14 protein-coding genes are annotated in these 18,748 nt (G+C 65.1%); 7 read left to right on the top strand and 7 right to left on the bottom strand.

Annotated elements, in window-relative coordinates; genetic code table 11:
- Positions 1–3: 3 nt before the first annotated feature.
- From EWM57_RS11380 to EWM57_RS11370, 3 genes are all read left to right on the top strand, one after another.
- Positions 4–1,302 carry a RagB/SusD family nutrient uptake outer membrane protein gene (locus tag EWM57_RS11380; RefSeq protein ID WP_129921270.1) on the top strand — a complete coding sequence of 433 codons (1,299 nt, stop codon included), beginning with the start codon at positions 4–6 and terminating at the stop codon, positions 1,300–1,302.
- A gap of 150 nt (positions 1,303–1,452) precedes the next feature.
- Positions 1,453–2,634, top strand: coding sequence for an acyltransferase family protein (locus tag EWM57_RS11375; protein ID WP_129921269.1), 1,182 nt, complete (start codon positions 1,453–1,455; stop codon positions 2,632–2,634).
- 78 nt (positions 2,635–2,712) lie between these two features.
- Positions 2,713–3,894, top strand: a complete 1,182-nt coding sequence (locus tag EWM57_RS11370) for an acyltransferase family protein (RefSeq protein WP_242510050.1) — start codon at positions 2,713–2,715, stop codon at positions 3,892–3,894.
- Here EWM57_RS11370 and EWM57_RS11365 read toward each other — a convergent pair.
- The 4 genes from EWM57_RS11365 to EWM57_RS11350 form a co-directional block, all read right to left on the bottom strand.
- Positions 3,891–5,540 carry a 3-(methylthio)propionyl-CoA ligase gene (locus tag EWM57_RS11365; protein WP_129921268.1) on the bottom strand — a complete coding sequence of 550 codons (1,650 nt, stop codon included), beginning with the start codon at positions 5,538–5,540 and terminating at the stop codon, positions 3,891–3,893. The genes EWM57_RS11370 and EWM57_RS11365 overlap by 4 nt on opposite strands.
- 125 nt (positions 5,541–5,665) lie before the next feature.
- Positions 5,666–7,348, bottom strand: coding sequence for an FG-GAP-like repeat-containing protein (locus EWM57_RS11360; protein WP_129921267.1), 1,683 nt, complete (start codon positions 7,346–7,348; stop codon positions 5,666–5,668).
- A 243-nt stretch (positions 7,349–7,591) separates the two neighbouring features.
- Positions 7,592–10,933: a glycoside hydrolase family 3 N-terminal domain-containing protein gene (locus EWM57_RS11355; RefSeq protein ID WP_242510049.1), complete on the bottom strand. Its 3,342-nt coding sequence runs from the start codon at positions 10,931–10,933 to the stop codon at positions 7,592–7,594.
- A gap of 145 nt (positions 10,934–11,078) precedes the next feature.
- On the bottom strand, positions 11,079–11,735 hold the full coding sequence (locus EWM57_RS11350) for an outer membrane beta-barrel protein (RefSeq protein WP_129921266.1): 657 nt from the start codon (positions 11,733–11,735) through the stop codon (positions 11,079–11,081).
- Between the two features lie 198 nt (positions 11,736–11,933).
- On the opposite strand from EWM57_RS11350, the gene EWM57_RS11345 reads away from it, so the two are divergent.
- A complete protein-coding gene (locus EWM57_RS11345; protein ID WP_165370493.1) occupies positions 11,934–13,196 on the top strand; it encodes a carboxypeptidase-like regulatory domain-containing protein in 1,263 nt (420 codons plus the stop codon).
- A gap of 95 nt (positions 13,197–13,291) precedes the next feature.
- On the opposite strand, the gene EWM57_RS11340 is transcribed toward EWM57_RS11345, so the two are convergent.
- Complete coding sequence (locus EWM57_RS11340; RefSeq protein WP_129921264.1) at positions 13,292–13,540, bottom strand: antitoxin VbhA family protein; 249 nt, start codon at positions 13,538–13,540, stop codon at positions 13,292–13,294.
- 254 nt (positions 13,541–13,794) lie between these two features.
- On the opposite strand from EWM57_RS11340, the gene EWM57_RS11335 reads away from it, so the two are divergent.
- From EWM57_RS11335 to EWM57_RS11325, 3 genes are all read left to right on the top strand, one after another.
- Positions 13,795–14,142, top strand: a complete 348-nt coding sequence (locus EWM57_RS11335; protein WP_129921263.1) for a hypothetical protein — start codon at positions 13,795–13,797, stop codon at positions 14,140–14,142.
- A 196-nt stretch (positions 14,143–14,338) separates the two neighbouring features.
- Positions 14,339–15,325 carry a YitT family protein gene (locus tag EWM57_RS11330; RefSeq protein WP_129921262.1) on the top strand — a complete coding sequence of 329 codons (987 nt, stop codon included), beginning with the start codon at positions 14,339–14,341 and terminating at the stop codon, positions 15,323–15,325.
- A 108-nt stretch (positions 15,326–15,433) separates the two neighbouring features.
- Entirely contained in the window at positions 15,434–16,708 is a 1,275-nt protein-coding gene (locus EWM57_RS11325; RefSeq protein ID WP_129921261.1) for a cation:proton antiporter, read from the top strand.
- A 90-nt stretch (positions 16,709–16,798) separates the two neighbouring features.
- Here the strand turns inward: EWM57_RS11325 and EWM57_RS11320 are convergent, their stop codons facing one another.
- Positions 16,799–17,515 carry a 3-ketoacyl-ACP reductase gene (locus EWM57_RS11320; protein ID WP_129921260.1) on the bottom strand — a complete coding sequence of 239 codons (717 nt, stop codon included), beginning with the start codon at positions 17,513–17,515 and terminating at the stop codon, positions 16,799–16,801.
- 164 nt (positions 17,516–17,679) lie between these two features.
- Positions 17,680–18,748 (bottom strand): PAS domain-containing sensor histidine kinase (locus tag EWM57_RS11315; RefSeq protein ID WP_129921259.1); only part of this gene is annotated, 1,069 nt, incomplete at its 5' end.

Here is an 18,748-nt window from a genome sequence, read left to right as displayed (position 1 = left end):
ATCATGAAGAAAATCCTTCTCCTCGCGGCCGCGCTGGGGCTTACGCTCGGCAGCTGCAACAAAGATTACCTGAATCCCAGCACCGCCAGCCAGGATCAGGTGGCCACCTCCTCCGACGGGCTGATTATTCTCTGCAACGGCCTGCAGGCCCGCTACACTACCGGCGGCCTGCTCAGCGTGCTCTACAACACCGTGGCCCTGGGCGGGCTCAGCGCCAACGAGTTTATCGTGCTCAACCAGGGCAATACCGAGGAAAACAACATCAAGCTCGGCGGGGCCAACGTGAACAACAGCAACGGCGTAGTGCGCAACCTCTGGACCCAGTGCCAGCTCGTAAAGGCCAATGCTGACCTGGTGCTGGCCAACGCGGGCAATGGCGCCGAACCCGGCACCCGCAGCGGCATCGTGGCCTACGCCAGCATTTTCCGGGCCCTGGCCCTGGGTACGCTGGCCCAGTACTTTGAGCAGACACCGGTGGTAGTGCAGGAAATTGCGCCCTTCGTGCCCCGGCAGGATGCCCTGCGCAGCGCCGTCGCCCAGCTCGAAGCCGCCGCTGCTGCCCTGGCCGCCGCCCCCGTTTCGGCCGACTTCAACGCCAAAATTATCCCCGGCATCGACCTGCCTAACACCATACAGGCTCTCATTGCCCGCTACAGCCTCGAACTCGGCGACTACGATAAAGCCCTGGCTGCCGCCGGCCGCGTGGACCTGACCAAACGCTCGGTGTTTAACTTCGACAACAACGCCCGCAACCCGCTGTTCGACGTCGTATTCGGCAACCGCAACATCTTTGAGCCCACCGACGCCAACCTGGGCCTGAGCGGGGTGCTGGCCCCGAACTCCGCCGACCGGCGCCTGCCGTTTCTGGTTCGGACGGCGCCCGCGCCCACCCAAAACCGCGGCCTGGGCTTCTACACCGCCAACGACGCGCCCATTCCGGTGTACGTGCCCGGGGAGATGCTACTGATCCGGGCCGAAGCCTACGCCCGCAAAGGCGACTTGCCCAACGCCGTCACGGAGCTCAACAAAGTGCTGACCAAAACGCCGGCCACCGACCTCTACGGCCTGGGCGCGGGTCTGCCGGCCTACTCGGGGCCGCAGACGGCCGACGCCATTCTGCTCGAAATTCTGCGCAACCGCAACATTGAGCTGGCCTTCCAGGGCTTCCGCCTCGCCGACAGCCGCCGCTTCGGCCGGCCCGGCCCGGGCACTACCGGGGCGGAGCGCAACCGCAACTTCTACCCGTATCCGCGCACGGAGCGCGAAAACAACCCCGCCACGCCCCCGGACCCGGCGAACTAGCCGGGAGAAAAGCGGATTCGCTTGTCCTGCGCCGTCGGTTGCCGCTCCCTTTCGGGCTGGCCGCCGGCGGCGCTTGGCGTTGGAAGCGGCTAAAAACGCTATTTTGCACTACCCGCCGTCGTCTGAGCGGCAAACCCAGCTGCTGTCCTCATGCAAACTACCACCCAGGCCGCCGTCGAAACCACCGGGGCTCTGCCGCTGGCGGAAGCCTCCCAGCCCGGCCGGCTGTTGTCGCTCGACGTGTTCCGCGGGCTCACCGTCATGGCCATGATCCTGGTCAACAACCCCGGCGACTGGGGCCACATCTACCCGCCGCTGGAGCACGCCGAGTGGAATGGCTGCACGCCCACGGACCTGATTTTCCCCTTCTTTCTGTTCATCGTCGGCGTGAGCATCGTCTACGCTCTGGACTCAGCCCGGCGCGACCCGGCCCGGCATGGGGCCCTGCTGCTGCGGGTGCTGCGCCGCTCGGCCATTCTGTTCGGGCTCGGCTTTTTCGGGGCCATCTTCCTGCAGTGGGACCTGAGTACGGTGCGGATTCCGGGCGTGCTGGTGCGCATCTCTTGGGTGTTTCTGGCCTGCGCCGTCCTCTTCGTCAAAACCGGCTGGCGCACCCAGGTCGGGCTGCTAGCCGGGGCGCTGGTGCTCTACAGCGTGCTGCTGCAAGGGGTGCCCGTGCCCGGTTTCGGGGCCGCCAACCTGGAACCTGCCACCAACTTCGGCGCCTGGCTCGACCGGCTCGTGTTCGGTGAAAATCACCTCTGGAAGCAGAGCCGCACCTGGGACCCGGAAGGGCTGCTGGGCACACTGCCCGCCATTGGCACCGGCCTACTGGGGCTGCTGACGGGCCAGTGGCTGCGCCGTGCGGGCGTAGACGCGGCCACGAAAGTAGTGTGGCTGCTGCTGGCCGGGGGCGCCGCCATCGTGCTGGGGCTGGGGTGGCACAGCTGGTTTCCCATCAACAAAAGCCTGTGGACGAGCTCCTACGTGCTTTACACCGGCGGCATTGCCGCGGCCACGCTGGCGGCTTTGTACTGGCTTTGCGACGTGCAGGGCTGGCGGCGCGGGACCAAGCCATTTCTAGTCTACGGCGTGAATGCCATTACCGTGTTTTTCCTGTCCGGGCTGGTGGCCCGCGGCCTCAACAGCTGGAAAGTCCCGTTCCGGGGGCAGGCGGCCGTGAGCGTGAAGCAGGTGCTCTACGAATCCCTGTTCGTGCCCCTCTTCACCGACCCGCGCAATGCCTCCCTGGCCGGGGCCCTGACGTGCGTACTGATCTGGCTGGGCGTGCTCTGGGTGATGTACAACCGCCGCATCATCATCAAGGTCTGAGTTCGGCCTAGCAACTGCCCGCCACCCAACCTCGCTGCCTGCGTCTATCTTTTCCCAAGTCTTACCTTCCGATTCTTCGTGCACTCTATTTCTCCGATTCCGGCCCTTGCGGCCGCCCCTGCGCCGGCCGCGGCCACCCCGCCGCTGCGCCTCGTGTCCCTGGACGTGTTTCGCGGGCTGACGGTGATGGCCATGATGCTGGTCAACTTTCCCGGCTCCTACGCTTATTTCACCCCGCTCACCCACGCCGACTGGCACGGCTTCCACCTGGCCGACCTGGTCTTCCCCTGCTTTCTGTTTATCGTCGGAGTGTCGTTGTCGTTTGCCCTGGGCCGGGCCCGCCTCGACCCGGCCCAGCACGGCCCGGCCCTGCGCAAGGCCCTGCGGCGCACCCTGATTCTGCTGCTGCTGGGTATGTTCATCGACCTGGTGCCGCGCTTTTACTTCACGTCTTTCCGGAGTCCGGGCGTGCTGCAGCGCATCGGCCTCGTGTCGTTGGCCTGCGCGGCGCTGTTTCTCAAAACCGACTGGCGCCGGCAGCTGGCGGTGCTGGCGGCGCTGCTCATTGGCTACAGCGTACTGCTCCAACTGGTACCCGTGCCCGGCTATGGGCCCGCCAACCTGGACCCGGTGCACAACCTTGGCGCCTGGCTCGACCGGCTCGTCTTCACCCGCCACCACCTGCTCATCGACTGGGACGGCTGGGACCCGGAAAGTTTGCTGGGCACGCTGCCGGCCATCGGCACGGGCGTATTGGGGCTGCTGGCGGGCCAGTGGCTGCGCCGCCCCAGCGTGGACGCGCCCACGAAAGTGGCCTGGCTGCTGGTGGCCGGCTTTGGGCTGATTGTACTGGGTCTGATCTGGAGCGGGTGGTTTCCCTTGAACAAGCAGCTCTGGACCAGCTCCTACGTGCTCTATACCGGTGGCATTGCCGCGGCCACGCTGGGTGCGCTCTACTGGCTCTGCGACGTGCAGGGCTGGCGCCGGGGTTTCACGCTGCCGCTGGTATTTGGTACCAACGCCATTACCGTTTACGCGCTGTCGGAGCTGGGGGAGCGGCTGCTGTCCAAGACCAAAGTCGCGGAAACCACCGCCACCGGGGAGCCCCTGGCGCTGCGAACCTACCTCTTCGAGCACTTCGTGGCCCCGCACTTCGCCGTGCCCGAGCTGGCCTCGCTGTTCTACGCCGTGGCCTACACGGCCATCTGGGGGCTGGTGGCCTGGCTCTTGTACCGCCGCCGCATTTTCCTGAAAATCTAGGTTGAAGCGGGAAACTCGTAGCCGGCGAAATCCTGGCGCAGCCTGGTTTTGAGCAGCTTGCCGGTGGCCGTGTGGGGTAGCTGATCCACGAACTCCACTGCTTCCGGCGTCCACCAGCGCGCCACCTTACCCTCGAAAAAGGCCAGCAGCTCTTCTGAGCTGACTTCAGCGTCCGGCTTGCGCACCACCACCAGCAAGGGCCGCTCACTCCACTTGGGGTGGGGCACGCCGATAACGGCCGCTTCGGCCACGGCCGGGTGGGCTACGGCCAGGTTTTCGAGGTCGATGCTGGAAATCCACTCCCCACCCGACTTGATAACGTCCTTCGAGCGGTCAGTGATGTTCATGAAGCCTTCCGCGTCAATCGTGGCCACGTCGCCGGTGCGGAACCAGCCGTCGGCGGTGAACTGGCTGCGGTTGTCGGAGTTGTAGTAAGCCCCGGCCACGAACGGACCGCGCACGAGCAGGTCGCCGAAGGCTACGCCGTCGTGGGGCAGCTCCCGGTCGTCGCCGTCCACGATTTTCAGGTCGATGCCGAAGATGGCGCGACCCTGCTTGGTGCCGACGGCAAACTGCTCGTCGGGGCTCAGGTGCAGCTGGTTGGGCTTAAGCGTGTTGACCGTGCCCAGCGGGGAGGTTTCGCTCATGCCCCAGGCGTGACGAATCTGTACGCCTAGCTCCTCGTCGAAGGCCCGGAGCAGGGCCGGCGGGCAGCTGGCCCCGCCCACAATCATCTTGTGCAGGGTGCTGAAGCGCGCTTTTTTCTCCCGCATAAACGTGAGCAGCCCAAACCAGATGGTGGGCACGCCGGCGCTGAAGGTCACCCGCTCGTTCTCAAACAGCTCAAACAAACTGGCCGCGTCGAGGCCGGGGCCGGGCAGCACCAGCTTGCAGCCAATCATGGGGGCTAGGTACGGAATGCCCCAAGCGTTGACGTGAAACATGGGCACCACGGGCAGAATCACGTCGGTGGCCGCGCAGTTGAAGCAGTCGGGGAGGCCGGCGGCGTAGCTGTGCAGCAGCGTGGAGCGGTGGGAGTACAGCACGCCCTTGGGCTGGTCGGTGGTGCCGGAGGTGTAGCAGAGCGAGGAAGCCGTGTCTTCGTCGAAGGTGGGCCACTCGAAGTCGGCGCTGTGGGCGGCCAGCAAATCCTCGTAGCAGCGCAGGTCGGGATGGGCGGGGCTGGTGGCGTCCTGGGGGTCGGGCATGTGGGCGCGGTCGGTGAGCAGCACCCAGGTTTCGACCTTGGGGCAGAGCGGGGCCAGCTTTTCGACCAGCGGCAGGAAGGTCAGGTCGAAGAACACGAGGCGGTCTTCGGCGTGGTTGATGATGTAAACCAGCTGCTCGGCAAACAGGCGCGGATTGATGGTGTGGCACACCGCGCCCAGGCCGGAAATGCCGTAGTAGAGCTCGAAATGGCGGTGGTTGTTCCAGGCCAGCGTCCCGATTCGGTCCCCGTTCTGCACGCCCAGGGCCGTCAGGGCGTTGGCCAGCTGTTTGGCCCGCTGGTGCGCCTGCTGGTAGGTGTAGCGGTGAATTCCGCCCTCGGTCAGGCGCGACACGATTTCGGTGTCGCCGTGCCACTTGGCGGCGTGCTCGATAAGCCCGGCAATGCGCAGGGGCTCGTTCATCATCAATCCTAACATGGGCGGGGAAGTTGGCAGTGGGCAGAGCTGGGAAGTAATCTACGGTTATCGGAGTGAGTTCACCAAAAAAATACCCCGGCCGTAACCCGGCCGGGGCAAAAGAAAGAGTCAGTTGACAAGCGCCGCTATTCCACCACGAGCCGCTGGGTGGTGGAGGCGTCGCCGGCCCTCACGCGCACGGCGTACACGCCGGGCGCCAGGTTCTGCAACGCTACCGACAGCGTGCCATCAGCGGCCGGGCGCCCCACGGTGGGAGCGGCCACCGCCTGGCCCAGCACATTGAGCACTTCCACCGTCACGACCCCGCTGGCGGGCGGCAGTTGGAGCGTTACCTGGTCGTGGGCGGGGTTGGGATACAAGGCCAGGGGCAACGAGCTGCGGCCACCGCGCAGGCTCTGGGGCCGTAGCTGGTTGAAAAACACGTCGATGCCGTGGGGCATGGAGGGGTTCGAAGTCTGGTGGCCCGTGTACACGTCCAGGGCGTTGTCGCCATTGAGGTCGGCGGCGGCGGCCATCGTAAACGATTCGAAGCCGATGAGCACGGCATTGGCCGAGGCGAAGTTGGCCTGTCCGTCGTTGAGCAGAATCTGGGTGATGCCCCGGTCGTTGGTAACCAGCAGGTCCTGGTCTCCGTCCCCGTCCAGGTCGCCAGTGCCCACGTGGTAGGTGCGGCTCAGGGCGGCCACGTTGCGGAAGGGCTGCAGGCCCCCCGTGCCCGTACCCAGCACTAGGCTCACGTTGGCCGTCAGGGCGCTGGAGCAGGCCGCGTCCATGTGGCCGTCGTTGTTGAAGTCAGCCACCACCAATGATTGGGCGAAGATGTTAACTGCGGTGCTGCTGCCGGCGCTGAACTGCCCGGTGCCGTCGTTGAGGTACACGTGCAGCCGGTCTTCGGTCAGGATGAGCAGGTCCTGGTCCCCGTCCTCATCCATGTCGGCCGCCGCCAGAGCGCGGACCGTCAGGGTCAGCGGGCTGGGCCGGCCTGAGCCGAGCCCCGCTGGCGCCCCCGGTAAAAACAGCAGGTTGCTGGAAGCCAGTACGATGTCCTGAATGCCGTCGGCGTTGAAGTCGGCGGTAGCGGCTTCCGGGAAAAAGTTGTTGCTCAGGTTTTGCCGGCCCGAAAACGTGCCCTGCCCCGTGCCCAGCGCCAGCGTGGCGTCGCTGCCGTTGGCCGTCGTGACGAGCAAATCCAGGTTGCCGTCGCCGGTGACGTCGGTCAGGTACATGCGGCGGGGAAAGGCGGCAATGCTCACCGTGAGGGGCTGGGCTGTAAACTGCCCCGCGCCGTTGTTGAGGCAGATCCGGGCCTGGGAGCCCTGAAATTCGCCCACCACCAGGTCCAGGTCGCCGTCGTTGTCAACGTCGCCGGCCACGACGGCCGCGGGCTGGTTGCCGGGTGGCGGACCCAGCGTGACGGGCGCACCGAACGTGGCCAGGGCCGGGCCCGCGGCGGCTGTAAACCCGAACACCCGGGGCGGACTAGCCACCGATGCCGGAATGGTTACGCTCACTTTCTCGCCCGGGGAAAACGGCTGGGCCGGCTGCAGGCTGATGGTGGCCGTGCCCCCGCCGCTGACCGCAACGGCCCGCTGGCCTCGCTGCTGGTTGCCAAACAGCTTGATGTTGGCGGCGGCCGCCGCCGGTACGGCCCGCGAAAACGTGATGGTCACCGGCGCGGTGCGGACGGCGTTGTTGGCGTGGCGGCTGGGCAGGGTGCTGAGCACCGTGGCAGACTGCGCCCCGGCCGCCACCGGCAGCAGCAGGCCGAGCAAAGCCAGGGAAAGGGAATAGGAAGTAGAATTGGGCATAGGTAGAGAAGGTAGGTTGGCTAAGCAGAAAAGACCGACAGGCAACTGGGATAAGCTATGTGCCGTGCGGCAGGTCCAGGCCGGCCGGGACCGTAAGCTACTACGGTTCTCCGGGTTAGCGCGTTGACAAGCTCGGCAGTGGGCTGGAAATCTAGCAGATACCAGCGTAAAGTAAAACTGGCCCGCCTCCGGGATAATGAAAAAAGCCGCCCCGAAATGCTCCGGGACGGCTTGACTGTATTGCTATTCCTCAACGCTGGTTTCGACGGCCTGGCGGTGGGGTTGTCGGACGCTTTCCAGGGCCACCTGCAGCACGCCGGTGCGCACGTTGAGCTCGGAAATCTTGTTGTTGCGCCGGCTGGGGTTCACGCGGTTGGTCAGCACGATGCAGATCAGGTCTTCCTTGGGGTCGACCCAGAAGTAGGTGCCGGTGAAGCCGGTGTGCCCGTAGCTGAGCGGGGAAGCACTTTTCGCCGAGTTGACGGCCGGATTCGTGGCGGGCCGGTCGAAGCCCAGGGCGCGGCGGTTGTCGGGGCAGAACTGGCACTTGGTGTACTCGGCCAGGGTTTCGGCCTTGAGCAGCTGCTGGCCACCGTACTGACCTTTCCAGGCGTAGAGCTGCACGAGCTTGGCCAGGTCGTTGGCGTTGCCGAACAGGCCCGCGTGGCCAGAAAGGCCGCCGAGCAGGGCCGCGCCCTCGTCGTGAACCGTGCCGTGGAGCTGGCCGTGGCGGAACAGCGAGTCGTACTCGGTGGGGGCAATGCGGCTGAGCGGGAAGCGGCGGGTGGGGTTGAAGCCCAGGGTGGTAGCGCCCAGCGGCCGGTAGATTTCCCGGGTTACGAACTGATCCAGGGGCTGGCCGCTGGCGCGTTGAACGAACTGCGGATACATAATAAACGACAGGTCGGAGTACACGTAGCCGGGCTTCTCATTCAGCGGCGACTCGGCAATGGCCTTGGTGATGCGCGCCGGGAAATCCTTCCGGGCCCACAGGCGCGGGCCGGCCGACAGGGGGAAGCGGGCTGAGGAGTCGGGGCGGAAAAAGCGGCGGCTCAGCTCCAGGGGCTGGTTGGTGGGCACGGCCTGGGCTTCCGGGCTTTTGCCGAGCAGGGCGTTGAAAATTCCCCGGGGCTTGGTGTAGTCGCGCCAGAACGGAATCCAGGCCTTCAGCCGGGCCTGGTGGGTGAGCACGTCGCGCAGCTTGAGGTCCTGCTTGTTGGTGCCCTTGAACTCGGGAAACAGCTGGCCCAGGGTCATGTCGGGGTTGAACTTACCCTCGTCCTGGAGCTTCATCAGGGCGGGCAGCGCGGCGGTGGTTTTGGTTACGGAGGCCAGGTCGTAGAGGTCGGTGTTGCGGACCGGGCGGCTAGGCCGGCCGGCCTGGGCGGGCGCGTCGGCGAAGGAGTGGGTGCCGTAGCTTTTGCGCAAGACCACCGTGCCGCGGCGGGCAATGAGCACCTCGCCGCCGGGGAAAGCCCGGGCCGCCAGTGCCCCGTTCATAATGGAGTCGACGCGGGCTTCGAGGTTGTCGTTCATCTCCACGTCCTCGGGGAAGCCGTAGCGCAGCCGCAGGCCGCCCCGGGTGGTCAGGCCGTAGCCGCGGGCGTACTTGTCGGTGACCGTGACGGGCAGCTGGCCGGTGGCGCCGAGGCCGCCGAAGATAATTTCAGCCGTCACTTCCTGCACGTTCTTGCTTTCCTGGTAGGCCAGTAGCACCGCGTCGGCGCGGTCCAGGTCGCGCACTTTCGCCACGGCGTAGGCGTTGCCGAACACGCTGACGACCACGCGCTGCTTGGGGCCGGTTATTTCGCGCAGCAGCAGGTTGGTTTCGGGCGTCACGCCGAAGGCCGTGGCGGGCAGGCGGCCCAGGTTATTAAGGCCCACCAGCACCATGTTGTAGCGCTTCAGCGTTTCGCGCATCCGGGCCAGCTCGTCCAGCGTGGCCGTGGCCGACAGCCAGTAGTTATCGGCCGGGGCGTAGTCGGCCACCATGCGCTGGAAGTCGGTGGTGTCCTTGGTGCCGATGGTGAGCGTGGCCAGGCGCAGCGTGTCGAGGCGCTGCAGGGGCAGCAGATTTTTCTGGTTGCGCAGCAGCGTCACGCTCAGTTCGGCCAGCCGGTGGCTCAGGGCCTGGGCGTGGGGCGTGTTCAGGTCGGCGGTGAGGTTGCGCAGGTCGATGGGCCGGTATTTATTCAGGCCCGCCCACTGTTTCAGGGCCAGCACCTTGCGGCAGCGGCGGTCAATTTCCTCCTGCGAAATCTGGCCCTGGTTGATGGCCGCGCGCACCATGCGGATGGCCAGCGGAATGTTTTTCGAAAATTCCAGTACGTCGTTGCCGGCCAGCAGCGCCCGCACGTCGGCGTCGCCGGGTGGGTACTTGCTGATGACGCCCTTCATGTTCATGGCGTCGGTGAAGATGACGCCCTGGAAGCCGAATTTCTGCTTCAGCAGCCCCGTCACGATAGGCTTGGAGAGGGTAGAGGGCATGCCCGTGGTGTCGAGGGCCGGAATGTTGAGGTGGGCCACCATCATGCCGCCCAGACCGCGGCGCATCAAATCCCGGAACGGAAACAGCTCGAGCGTGTCAATCCGCTTCCGGTCGATGCGCAGCAGGGGCAGGGCCAGGTGGGAGTCGGTGTCGGTGTCGCCGTGGCCGGGAAAGTGCTTGGCCACGGCCAGCACGCCGTGGTCCTGCATGCCCTTCATGTAGAGGTAGCTTTTCTCGGTCACGTTCTCGCGGTTCTCACCCCAGCTGCGGAAGCCGATGACGGGGTTGGCGGCGTTGTTGTTCACGTCGACCACCGGGGCGAAGTTGACGTGCATGCCCAGGCGCTTAAACTGCGCGGCCACCTCCTCGCCCATGTCGTACACGAGCTGGTTGTCGCGCACCCCGCCCATGCTCATCTGGTAGGGAAAGCGCTGCACGCTGTCGAGGCGCATGCCCACGCCCCACTCGGCATCCATGGCCACCAGCAGCGGCACTTTGCTCTGGCTCTGGTAGCGGTTGAGCAGCTTGCTCTGGCGCACCGGTCCGCCCTGGAAAAAGACCATGCCGCCGATGCCGTACTGCTGAATCAAGGTAGAAATCGAATCCTCGTCGATGCGCTGGCGGTTAGAGTAGGCGGCCACCATAAACAGCTGGGCCACGCGCTGGTCGGGCGTGAGCGTGCTCATCACCGAATCAACCCAGCGGGAGCCGGCGGCCTGAGCGGCGAAAGGTACGGGCAGGGTGCCACGGGTTTTGGCGGCAACGGCTTTGCCCGCGGCCGGCCGAACTGCGGCAGCTTCGGCGGGAGTGGTAGGGGCTGCAACCGGCCGGCTGGCGGCGGCGCGGGCCTGGGCGCGGCGTTTGGCGGCCTGGGCTTCCTGATAGTCGGCAATTTCCTGGCGCCGCCGCGCTGCCCGCTGAGCGGCGGCACTCAGCTTGGGCTGGCGCCGGGCCGGGCTTTTGGCGCGGCGGGCAGCGGTGACGTGGGTGGTTTTCTTTTTGGCCACCGACTTTTTACGACGTTGAGCCGCGAGGTCGGCGGGGCTGAGCAGCACCAGCAGCAGCACCAGGAGCGAGAGGAAGCGGGAGCAGGACAAAGGCGGGGGGTGGCAGTTAGGTAGGAGTTGAGCGGCTAATTTAGGGGAATCTGCCCGGACCCGGGGTGCCGGTTGGGTCTGCCCGGCGGCCAAAAAGAAAGCCTCCCAACCTGGGAGGCTTTCAACAACTAATAGCCCGTGCCGCTTACCGCAAGCGGTAGCGCAGGCCCAAGCCTACCGAGGGGTAGCGTAGCAAGGCCAAGGCCGGCGCAGTTCTGACCGTAAGAGTGAGCTTGTTTACCTGCGCGTCGAAGGTGAGAGCCAGGCGCGGGCTGAAGCCGTATCGCAGGCCGGCCCCAACCGTCAGGTAAGGATCCATCACCTTGCTGTCGATGCGCTCAGAGCCGATAATGACCCCATCCTTGCCGGTCGTGGTCTGAGAGAGCCAGCGGGAGTACACCAAGGTGATACCGCCGGTAAGGTCAAACTGCAGGCGCTTTTCGGGCTGGCGGGTAAGCGAGTAGCGGACCGACAGCGGAACGTCGGTGGTCCAGTGGTCTTCTTCCATGCGCCGGCCGGGCTCCCCGGGCAGAGGCGAAGCCGTTGAGCCGTAGGTGTGCTGCTCGTGGCGGTAGCTGGCCCCCAGCTGCAGGGCCAAGCGGGGCATTGCCTGGTAGCCTGCCACCAAGTGGGCCGGCAGCACCGTTATTTCATTGTAGCGCCCAGGGTAGTCGATCAGATAGCGGTGAAAGCCGGCCTGCAGGCCCACGTAAAACCGGCTGGCGGGAGTGGGAGCCGTTTGGGCCAGAAGTGGCTGGCTAGCAAATAAGGCAATAGCACAGACCGCGTAACGAAGCAGCATAGGACGTAAAAAAAATAGAGAGGTAAGTAAGAAAACGACCACAATACTAAAGCAAAAACAGTGGAAAACCGGTTGCCTGCCCAGCTCATTTTCCGCGCCTGGCCCGGATTTGGCTATTTTTGTGCAGCGTGTACAAACCCGGGCGCGGGCTCCGTTACGGGAGTCCGCGTTATCTGCTCATCTTCAATCCTGGCTGCTTTGACTTTCCTGCCTTCCTCCCTTCCGTTTTCCTGGCGCCGCCTCAGCCTGTTGCTGGCTCTGGTGCTGCTCGTCCAGGCCGCCCAGGCCCAGGTGCAGCTGCGCGGCACCATTATCGATAAAGACACCAAGGAGGCCCTGCCTTTCGCCAGCGTCTCGGTCAACAAAACCACCATCGGCACCACCACCAACGTCGACGGCGAGTTCTCGCTGAACGTGCCCAAGCTGCCCGTCACGCTGATTCTCTCCGAGCTGGGCCACCTGCGCGACACGCTGCGGGTGACCTCCAACGCCGAGCTGCTGCGCATTCCGCTGGCCTCGGCAGTGGTGGAATTGCCCGAGGTGAAAGTCGGCAGCTACCCTTACCAGCTGGTGAATCACGCCTACCAGGAAATGGAGAAAAACTACGGCCGCAAGTACTTCGGCAAGGCTTTCTACCGCCAGATTACCCGCATTGCCAACCAGCCCACCGAGCTCCAGGAAGTGGTCTGGAACGTGAAGTCCAGTAACGCCCGCATCGAGGGCACCACCATGGCCCAGGGGCGCTACGCCGCCGTGCCCAGCATCACCAGCTTCGCCAACTTCTCGCTCTACACCAAGTCCTACGGCCTCTACGACGCCAATGCCGATACGGCCAAGTCGCTGGCCCTGCTGAGCCCGAACGTGTTCAAAAACTACCTGCTCGAGCTCAAGGGCGTGCTGGCCGGCGCCGACTCGCTCAAGGGCGGCATTGCTGAAATCGACTTCGAAACCCGCCCCGAGCTGACCAAGTACCGCGCCCAGGGCACCGTCTGGATTGACATCGATACTTACCGCGTGGTCCGCTACCGCATGAGTACGCCCAACTTCACGGCCAGCACCAACAACGTCAACCAGAAGTTCCGCAACACCAAGCTGGAACTCGAAATGGCGTTTCAGGCCACCGAAGCGCCCACGGCCCCGCTCGAGTACATGAAGGTGAACCTCAACTCCGAACTGATTACCCCCGGCAAGCCCGTGGCCCCGCTGAGCGTATCCTCGTTCACCTATTTCTACGACACCAACACCACGCCCACGGGCCTGCCCTACGCCCGCGTGAGCGTGCAGGACCGCGACCTGGAAGCCATCAAAAGCGTGAAGTACGACCCCGCCTTCTGGGTGAACAACTCCGCCGTGAAGCGCACTCCGGTCGAGGACGAGGTGATTCAGTCGTTTGAGAAAAAGGGCGCTTTTGGCACGATGGTGAAGGCCCCGGAGAAAAAGCCCGCCACCCGCCGGCGGTAAGTGGCGGGCCCCGCGGCCAGCCGTTAACCACCAAAAAAGGCCCCGCCGGATTTCCGGCGGGGCCTTTTACAAATTACAAAGACCAGTGGTGGCCGCTACGCCGCCAGCCGCTCCCGGGTCACGACGGCCTGGTAGGCGGGGAAGTCATCGGCGAAGGCAAACTCGGCGAGGGTGATTTCGCCGTCGACGTAGCGTTGGAGTTCAGCAATTATTTCGGAACTGGGAGGACTGCCGCCCAGTGCCGCCACGGCCACGCCCCATTCGGCGCACCGCTGCCGCTTGAGCCGGGCAGAAACCTCTGCTTCGCTCAAGCCTTCGGGCAAAGGATTGAAAGGCGTTTTCATTTTTGTTGATAGGTGGTGGTAAGCAGTATACGAAGGCGCGGGCCAAAAGGTCGACTGTAAGCCGGCGGCCGGCGGGCTTCGGGTGGGCAACAGCTGCCGGGGCCGCCGGAGTTCCGTCGCCGGGCCGCGGGGGCGAATACTGCCGCCGATGAATACTTTTGCGCTGCCGTTGGTTGTAAAGAAGCCCTCGTACGTAGAAACTCCGCTCACCAGTTCCCCTTGCCTTGTCCCAACCCGTTGTCATAGCCCCGCCTTTGCGCCGCAGCCTCCTGACCCTGGTGCTGCTGTGGCTGCTGAGTGCGCCGCAGTGGGCGGGGGCAACGCCGGTCGGGACGGTGGTGCGGCCCGCCGGCCTGCACCGCGCTAGCCAGGCGGCCCTGCTCGGGGAGCCGCTGTTGCTGAACGGGGAAGCGGTAGCACCCGTCGCGCCGGGGCTGGCCCCGCTGGTGCCCCACCTGCCCCTGGATTTTGCCCTGCTGCCGCTGCGCCCCCACTGGCTTACGCTGCCGGCTTACACGGCCCCGGCCCGGCCCACGCCGGCCGGTGCCAGCCTGGCCCAGCGCCGACTCCTGCGCGCCTCCGTGGCGCCCCAGGCTCCCTAGCACGCCCGAAACTTCGTGTGCCGCGCCGCTGCGTTGCGCTTTTCCCAATTGGAAAGCGCCGTAGCCCCGCGGGAAATTTTTCGTGTTTGTCTACTTCCGGACCCCGGGCCGCCAGCAGAGTGGTCGGGGCAGGGGCGTGGGGCCGGTTGGGTGAACCAAGCCGGCCCCGGATGCCTGCCGGGCAATTGTGAGCGTTATGCTGCTTCCCCAACTTATTATGCACAACCACTTGGAAAAGAAGCGCCGCGCGGTGGCTTCGGCCGGGCCGGCTGCTTTTTCTCCTTCCCCCGAGTTCCTCGACCGGGCCGAGCAACTGCCCACGGGCTGGCAGTTTCGGCGCCAACTCGGGCAGCTGATTTTTATCGTGCTGGGCGTGTTTTCGGCGGCCCTGGGTCTGAAGGGATTTCTGCTGCCCAACGAATTCATTGACGGCGGCGTGACCGGTATTTCCCTGCTCACCAGCCAGCTTACCCACGTGTCGTTGTCGCTGCTGATTGTGGTGATAAACGTGCCTTTCATCGTTCTGGGCTACTTCCAGCTCGGGCGCGGGTTTGCTCTCAAAACCCTGCTGGCCATTGTGGCCCTGGCGTTGGTGCTGCTCGTCATTTCCTTTCCCACCCTCACCCAGGACAAGCTGCTGATTGCCGTCTTCGGGGGCTTTTTCCTCGGGGCCGGCATCGGCCTCACCGTCCGCGGCGGGGCCGTGCTCGACGGCACGGAGGTGCTGGCCGTGTACCTGAGCAAGAAAACCCCGCTCTCGGTCGGCGACGTGATTCTGCTCATCAACCTGGTGATTTTTGGGGCCGCGGCCCTGCTGCTCTCGGTCGAAACGGCTTTGTACTCGATTCTGGCCTACCTCTCGGCGGCCAAAACCATCGACTTCATCATCGAGGGCATTGAGGAGTACACCGGCGTGACCATCGTGTCGGGGCGCAGCGAGGAAATCCGCAAGATGGTGACCGAGCAGCTCGGCCGCGGGGCCACCATCTACGCCGGCAAGCGCGGCTTCGGCTCCACCGGCCACCAGCTGGCTGCCGTCGATATCCTGTTCACGGTTACCACCCGCCTGGAGCTGACCAAGCTCACCGACGAAGTCAACAAGATTGACCCGCAGGCCTTTATCGTGATGCACAGCGTGCGCGAAACCAAGGGCGGCCTGGTGAAAAAGAGGCCCCTGCACTAGCCATTCTGACCAGCGCACTCCTGAAAAATCGGGTTTCGGGACGCGGCTTTCTAGTCGGGCTGGCCGCCGCTGCGTATCCAGGTACCTCGCCATTCTTCTCTCCCGCGTATGTCGCTCTACAATATTGCCGTGATGCTGCTGGGCGTGGCCATTCTGGGCGTGGCCTGGCTGCCTTCCCTGCTGGAAAAATACCCGCTCTCGTACCCGATTCTCTACATTCTGCTGGGAATGGGCGTATACGCGCTGCCGTTGCCGCTGGCCCTGCCCTCGGCCAACCCCGCCGCGCACGGTACGCTGGTCACTCACTTGTCCGAGCTGTGCGTTATCGTGGCCCTCACCGGCACCGGCCTCAAGATTGACCGCAAGTTCTCGTTCCGGACCTGGCAAAATCCGCTGCGGCTGGTGCTGATCCTGATGGTGCTCACCATCAGCGGGCTGGCCGTGGTGGCCTGGGGCGTGGTGGGGCTGGCCCCGGCCTCGGCCCTGCTGCTGGCCGCCTCGCTGGCGCCCACCGACCCCGTGCTGGCCGGCGACGTGCAGGTGGGGGACCCCGGCGAGGGCCGCGAAGACAACGTGCGCTTTGCCCTGACCGGGGAGGCCGGGCTCAATGATGGGCTGGCCTTTCCCTTCGTGTACCTGGCCCTGGCTTTGCTGCCCGCCGCCATGCCGCTCACCGACCGGCTCTGGCACTGGCTGCTCATTGACGTGCTCTACCGGGTGGCCGCGGGCCTGATGCTGGGCTGGCTGTCGGGCAAGCTGCTGGCCTACCTGATTTTCAGCTTGCCCAAGCGCGTGAGCATCAAAACCGCGGCCTACGGCTTCGTGTCGCTGGCCGTGACGCTGATTACCTACGGCGTCACCGAGCTGCTGCACGGCTACGGGTTTCTGGCCGTCTTTATTGCTGCCCTCACCCTGCGCAGCTACGAGCGGGCGCACGAGTACCACAAGCAGATGCACGCCTTCACTGACCAGATGGAGCGGCTGTTTATCGTCGTCATCCTGATTCTGTTCGGCGGGGCGCTGATGAGCGGGCTGCTGAAGCCGCTTACCGGGCCCGGAGCGGCGCTGGGCGTGCTGCTGGTGCTGGTGCTGCGGCCGCTGGGTGCCTTGCTCACGCTGGTGGGCACCCGGAAGGTGACCTTGGCCGAGCGGGGCGTGATTTCCTTTTTCGGCATCCGCGGCATCGGCTCCATCTTCTACCTGGCCTACGCTCTGGGCAAGGCCGACTTCCCGCAGGCCGACGAAATCTGGGCCATTGCGGGCTTCACCATGCTGCTTTCCATCACGGTGCACGGGGTGCTGGCCACGCCAGTCATGGATTGGCTGGACCGCCGCCACGGTCGCCGCACGGCCGCCGAGCTGACCCTGGAAAGTGAACAATAAAGCCCCTGACGCCAGCTGGGGATTATCAAAAAAGCCCGTTGCCGGATTCCGGCAACGGGCTTTTTGGGGCTGAAGGGCAGTGAGTAGCCGCTACGGATTCGTGCTCCACATGCCGGCTTCCTTGATAAAGATGCGGCGGTTGAGCTTGAGTTGGGCAATCATGAATTCGGCCAGGTCCTCGGGCTGCATCACCTTATCGGGGTTGCCGTCGGTGAGCTTGTTGCTGATGGCCAGCTCCGTCGCCACCGTGCTCGGCGTCAGGGCTGACACCCGGATGTTGTGCTTGCGTACCTCCTGCATCAACGACTCGGTGAGGCCCAGAATGGCAAACTTCGAAGCCGAATAGGCACTGGTGGTGGCGGCGCCGCGCTGTCCGGCGGTGGAGGCAATGTTGATGATGTCGCCGGTTTCGCGCGCAATCATATCGGGCAGCACGGCGCGGGTGGCGTAGTAGGTTCCCATCAGGTTCACCTGCACAATGTGCTCCCACTCGGCCGGGGGCATGTCCACGAGCTTGGCGAAGGTGCCGATGCCAGCGTTGTTGATCAGAATGTCGATGGGGCCGAGCTGCTGCTTGACCTGGTCGATGGCCGCTTCCACGGCGGCGCGGTCGGCTACGTCGGCCGTCACGACGGCGGCCTGGCCGCCCAGGGCCTCAATTTCCTTGGCCACCGATTCCAGTTGGCTGGCGGTGCGGGCCAGCAGGCCCACGTGGGCGCCTTCCTGGGCCAGGGCCAGCGCCATGGCGCGCCCGATGCCTTTGCCGGCCCCGGTAACCAAGGCAATTTTTCCGGTGAGTGATTCCATGCGTAGTGCTTGTATAGTCGGATGTGTGGCTGTATAACTACAATCCCCGGGCTTGGTTGCGCCCTCCCGCCCTGGAACACCCATTCAGGGCGGTGCGGATTCAGGGTTAAGGATTAGCAATCAAACGATTGAGCTGCCGGCTACTCCAAAAAAACCGTGGGCCGCTAAACTTGCTCGGAAGCAGACGGAGTGGGAAAGCGGATGCGCACGTAAGTACCAAAGGCGGGGGTGGAGCCCACGTCTATCGTACCACCCAGCAGGGCTACCCGGTCGCGGATAGTGCGCAGGCCGATGCCGGCGCCCGGGGCCGGGGTAGACGCAAAGCCGACGCCGTTGTCTTCCACCCGCAGCAGCACAAAGCCGGGTACGGTTTCCACCGCCAGGCTGGCCTCACTGGCGCGGGCGTGCTTCACCACGTTTTGAGCCAGCTCCTGGGCAATGCGGTAAATGGCCAGCTCCAGCGGTTGGGGCAGGGGCGGCTCCGCATCCAGGTCGATGAAGCACTGAAACCGCAGCCCCCGGCTGCTGAAGGCCCGACCGATGTCGGACAGGGCCGCGGCCAGCCCAAACTCCACCAGCACGGTCGGGGTCAGCTCGTGGGAAAGGGTACGGATCTGCCGGATGGCGTCGGTGAGCAGGGCGCTGGCCCGAAGCCGGGTTTCGGGGCCGGCCCCCAGCTGGTCGACCTGCAGCTTGGCTGCGTACAGGGTTTGCCCCACGCCGTTGTGCAGGGTGTCGGCCATGCGCTGGCGCTCGGTTTCCTGGGCTTCGAGCACGGCGTTGAACAACGCCTGCTGCTGGGCCCGCTGCAGGTGCAGCAGTTCGGCCGTGGCCTGCTTGCGGGCCGTTATTTCGTGCCAGGTCACTACCAAGCCGTCGCCGAAGGGGGCGGCGGCAATATGGTACCAGGTTTCGCGGCCTTCCTTGGGATAGAGCAGCTCAAAGTTTACGGGCTGCTGCTGCTCAACTACCCGGCGAAACTGCTCCAGCACGCCGTTGGTGCGCATGGCGGGGGCTTCCTCCAGCAGGCGGCGTCCGCGCACGTCGAGGCGCTGGAGCAGGCGGTGGGCCGCCTCGTTGGTCAGTAGCCACTCAAAGTCGAGCAAAACGCCCGCCGCGTCGCGTACGCACTGCAACACCTGCACGCTGTCGAGCGTGGCGTGGAACACGGCCTCGAGCAGCTCCTTGCTGGCACGCAGATCCTGCTCCATCTGCTTGCGGTCCGTGATATCG

Origin of the sequence: Hymenobacter persicinus (assembly GCF_004167665.1) — a bacterium.
Classification (GTDB): Bacteria; Bacteroidota; Bacteroidia; order Cytophagales; family Hymenobacteraceae; genus Hymenobacter; species Hymenobacter persicinus.
Note: the sequence above shows the minus strand (reverse complement) of the source record. Positions and strands in the feature narration are given on the sequence as shown.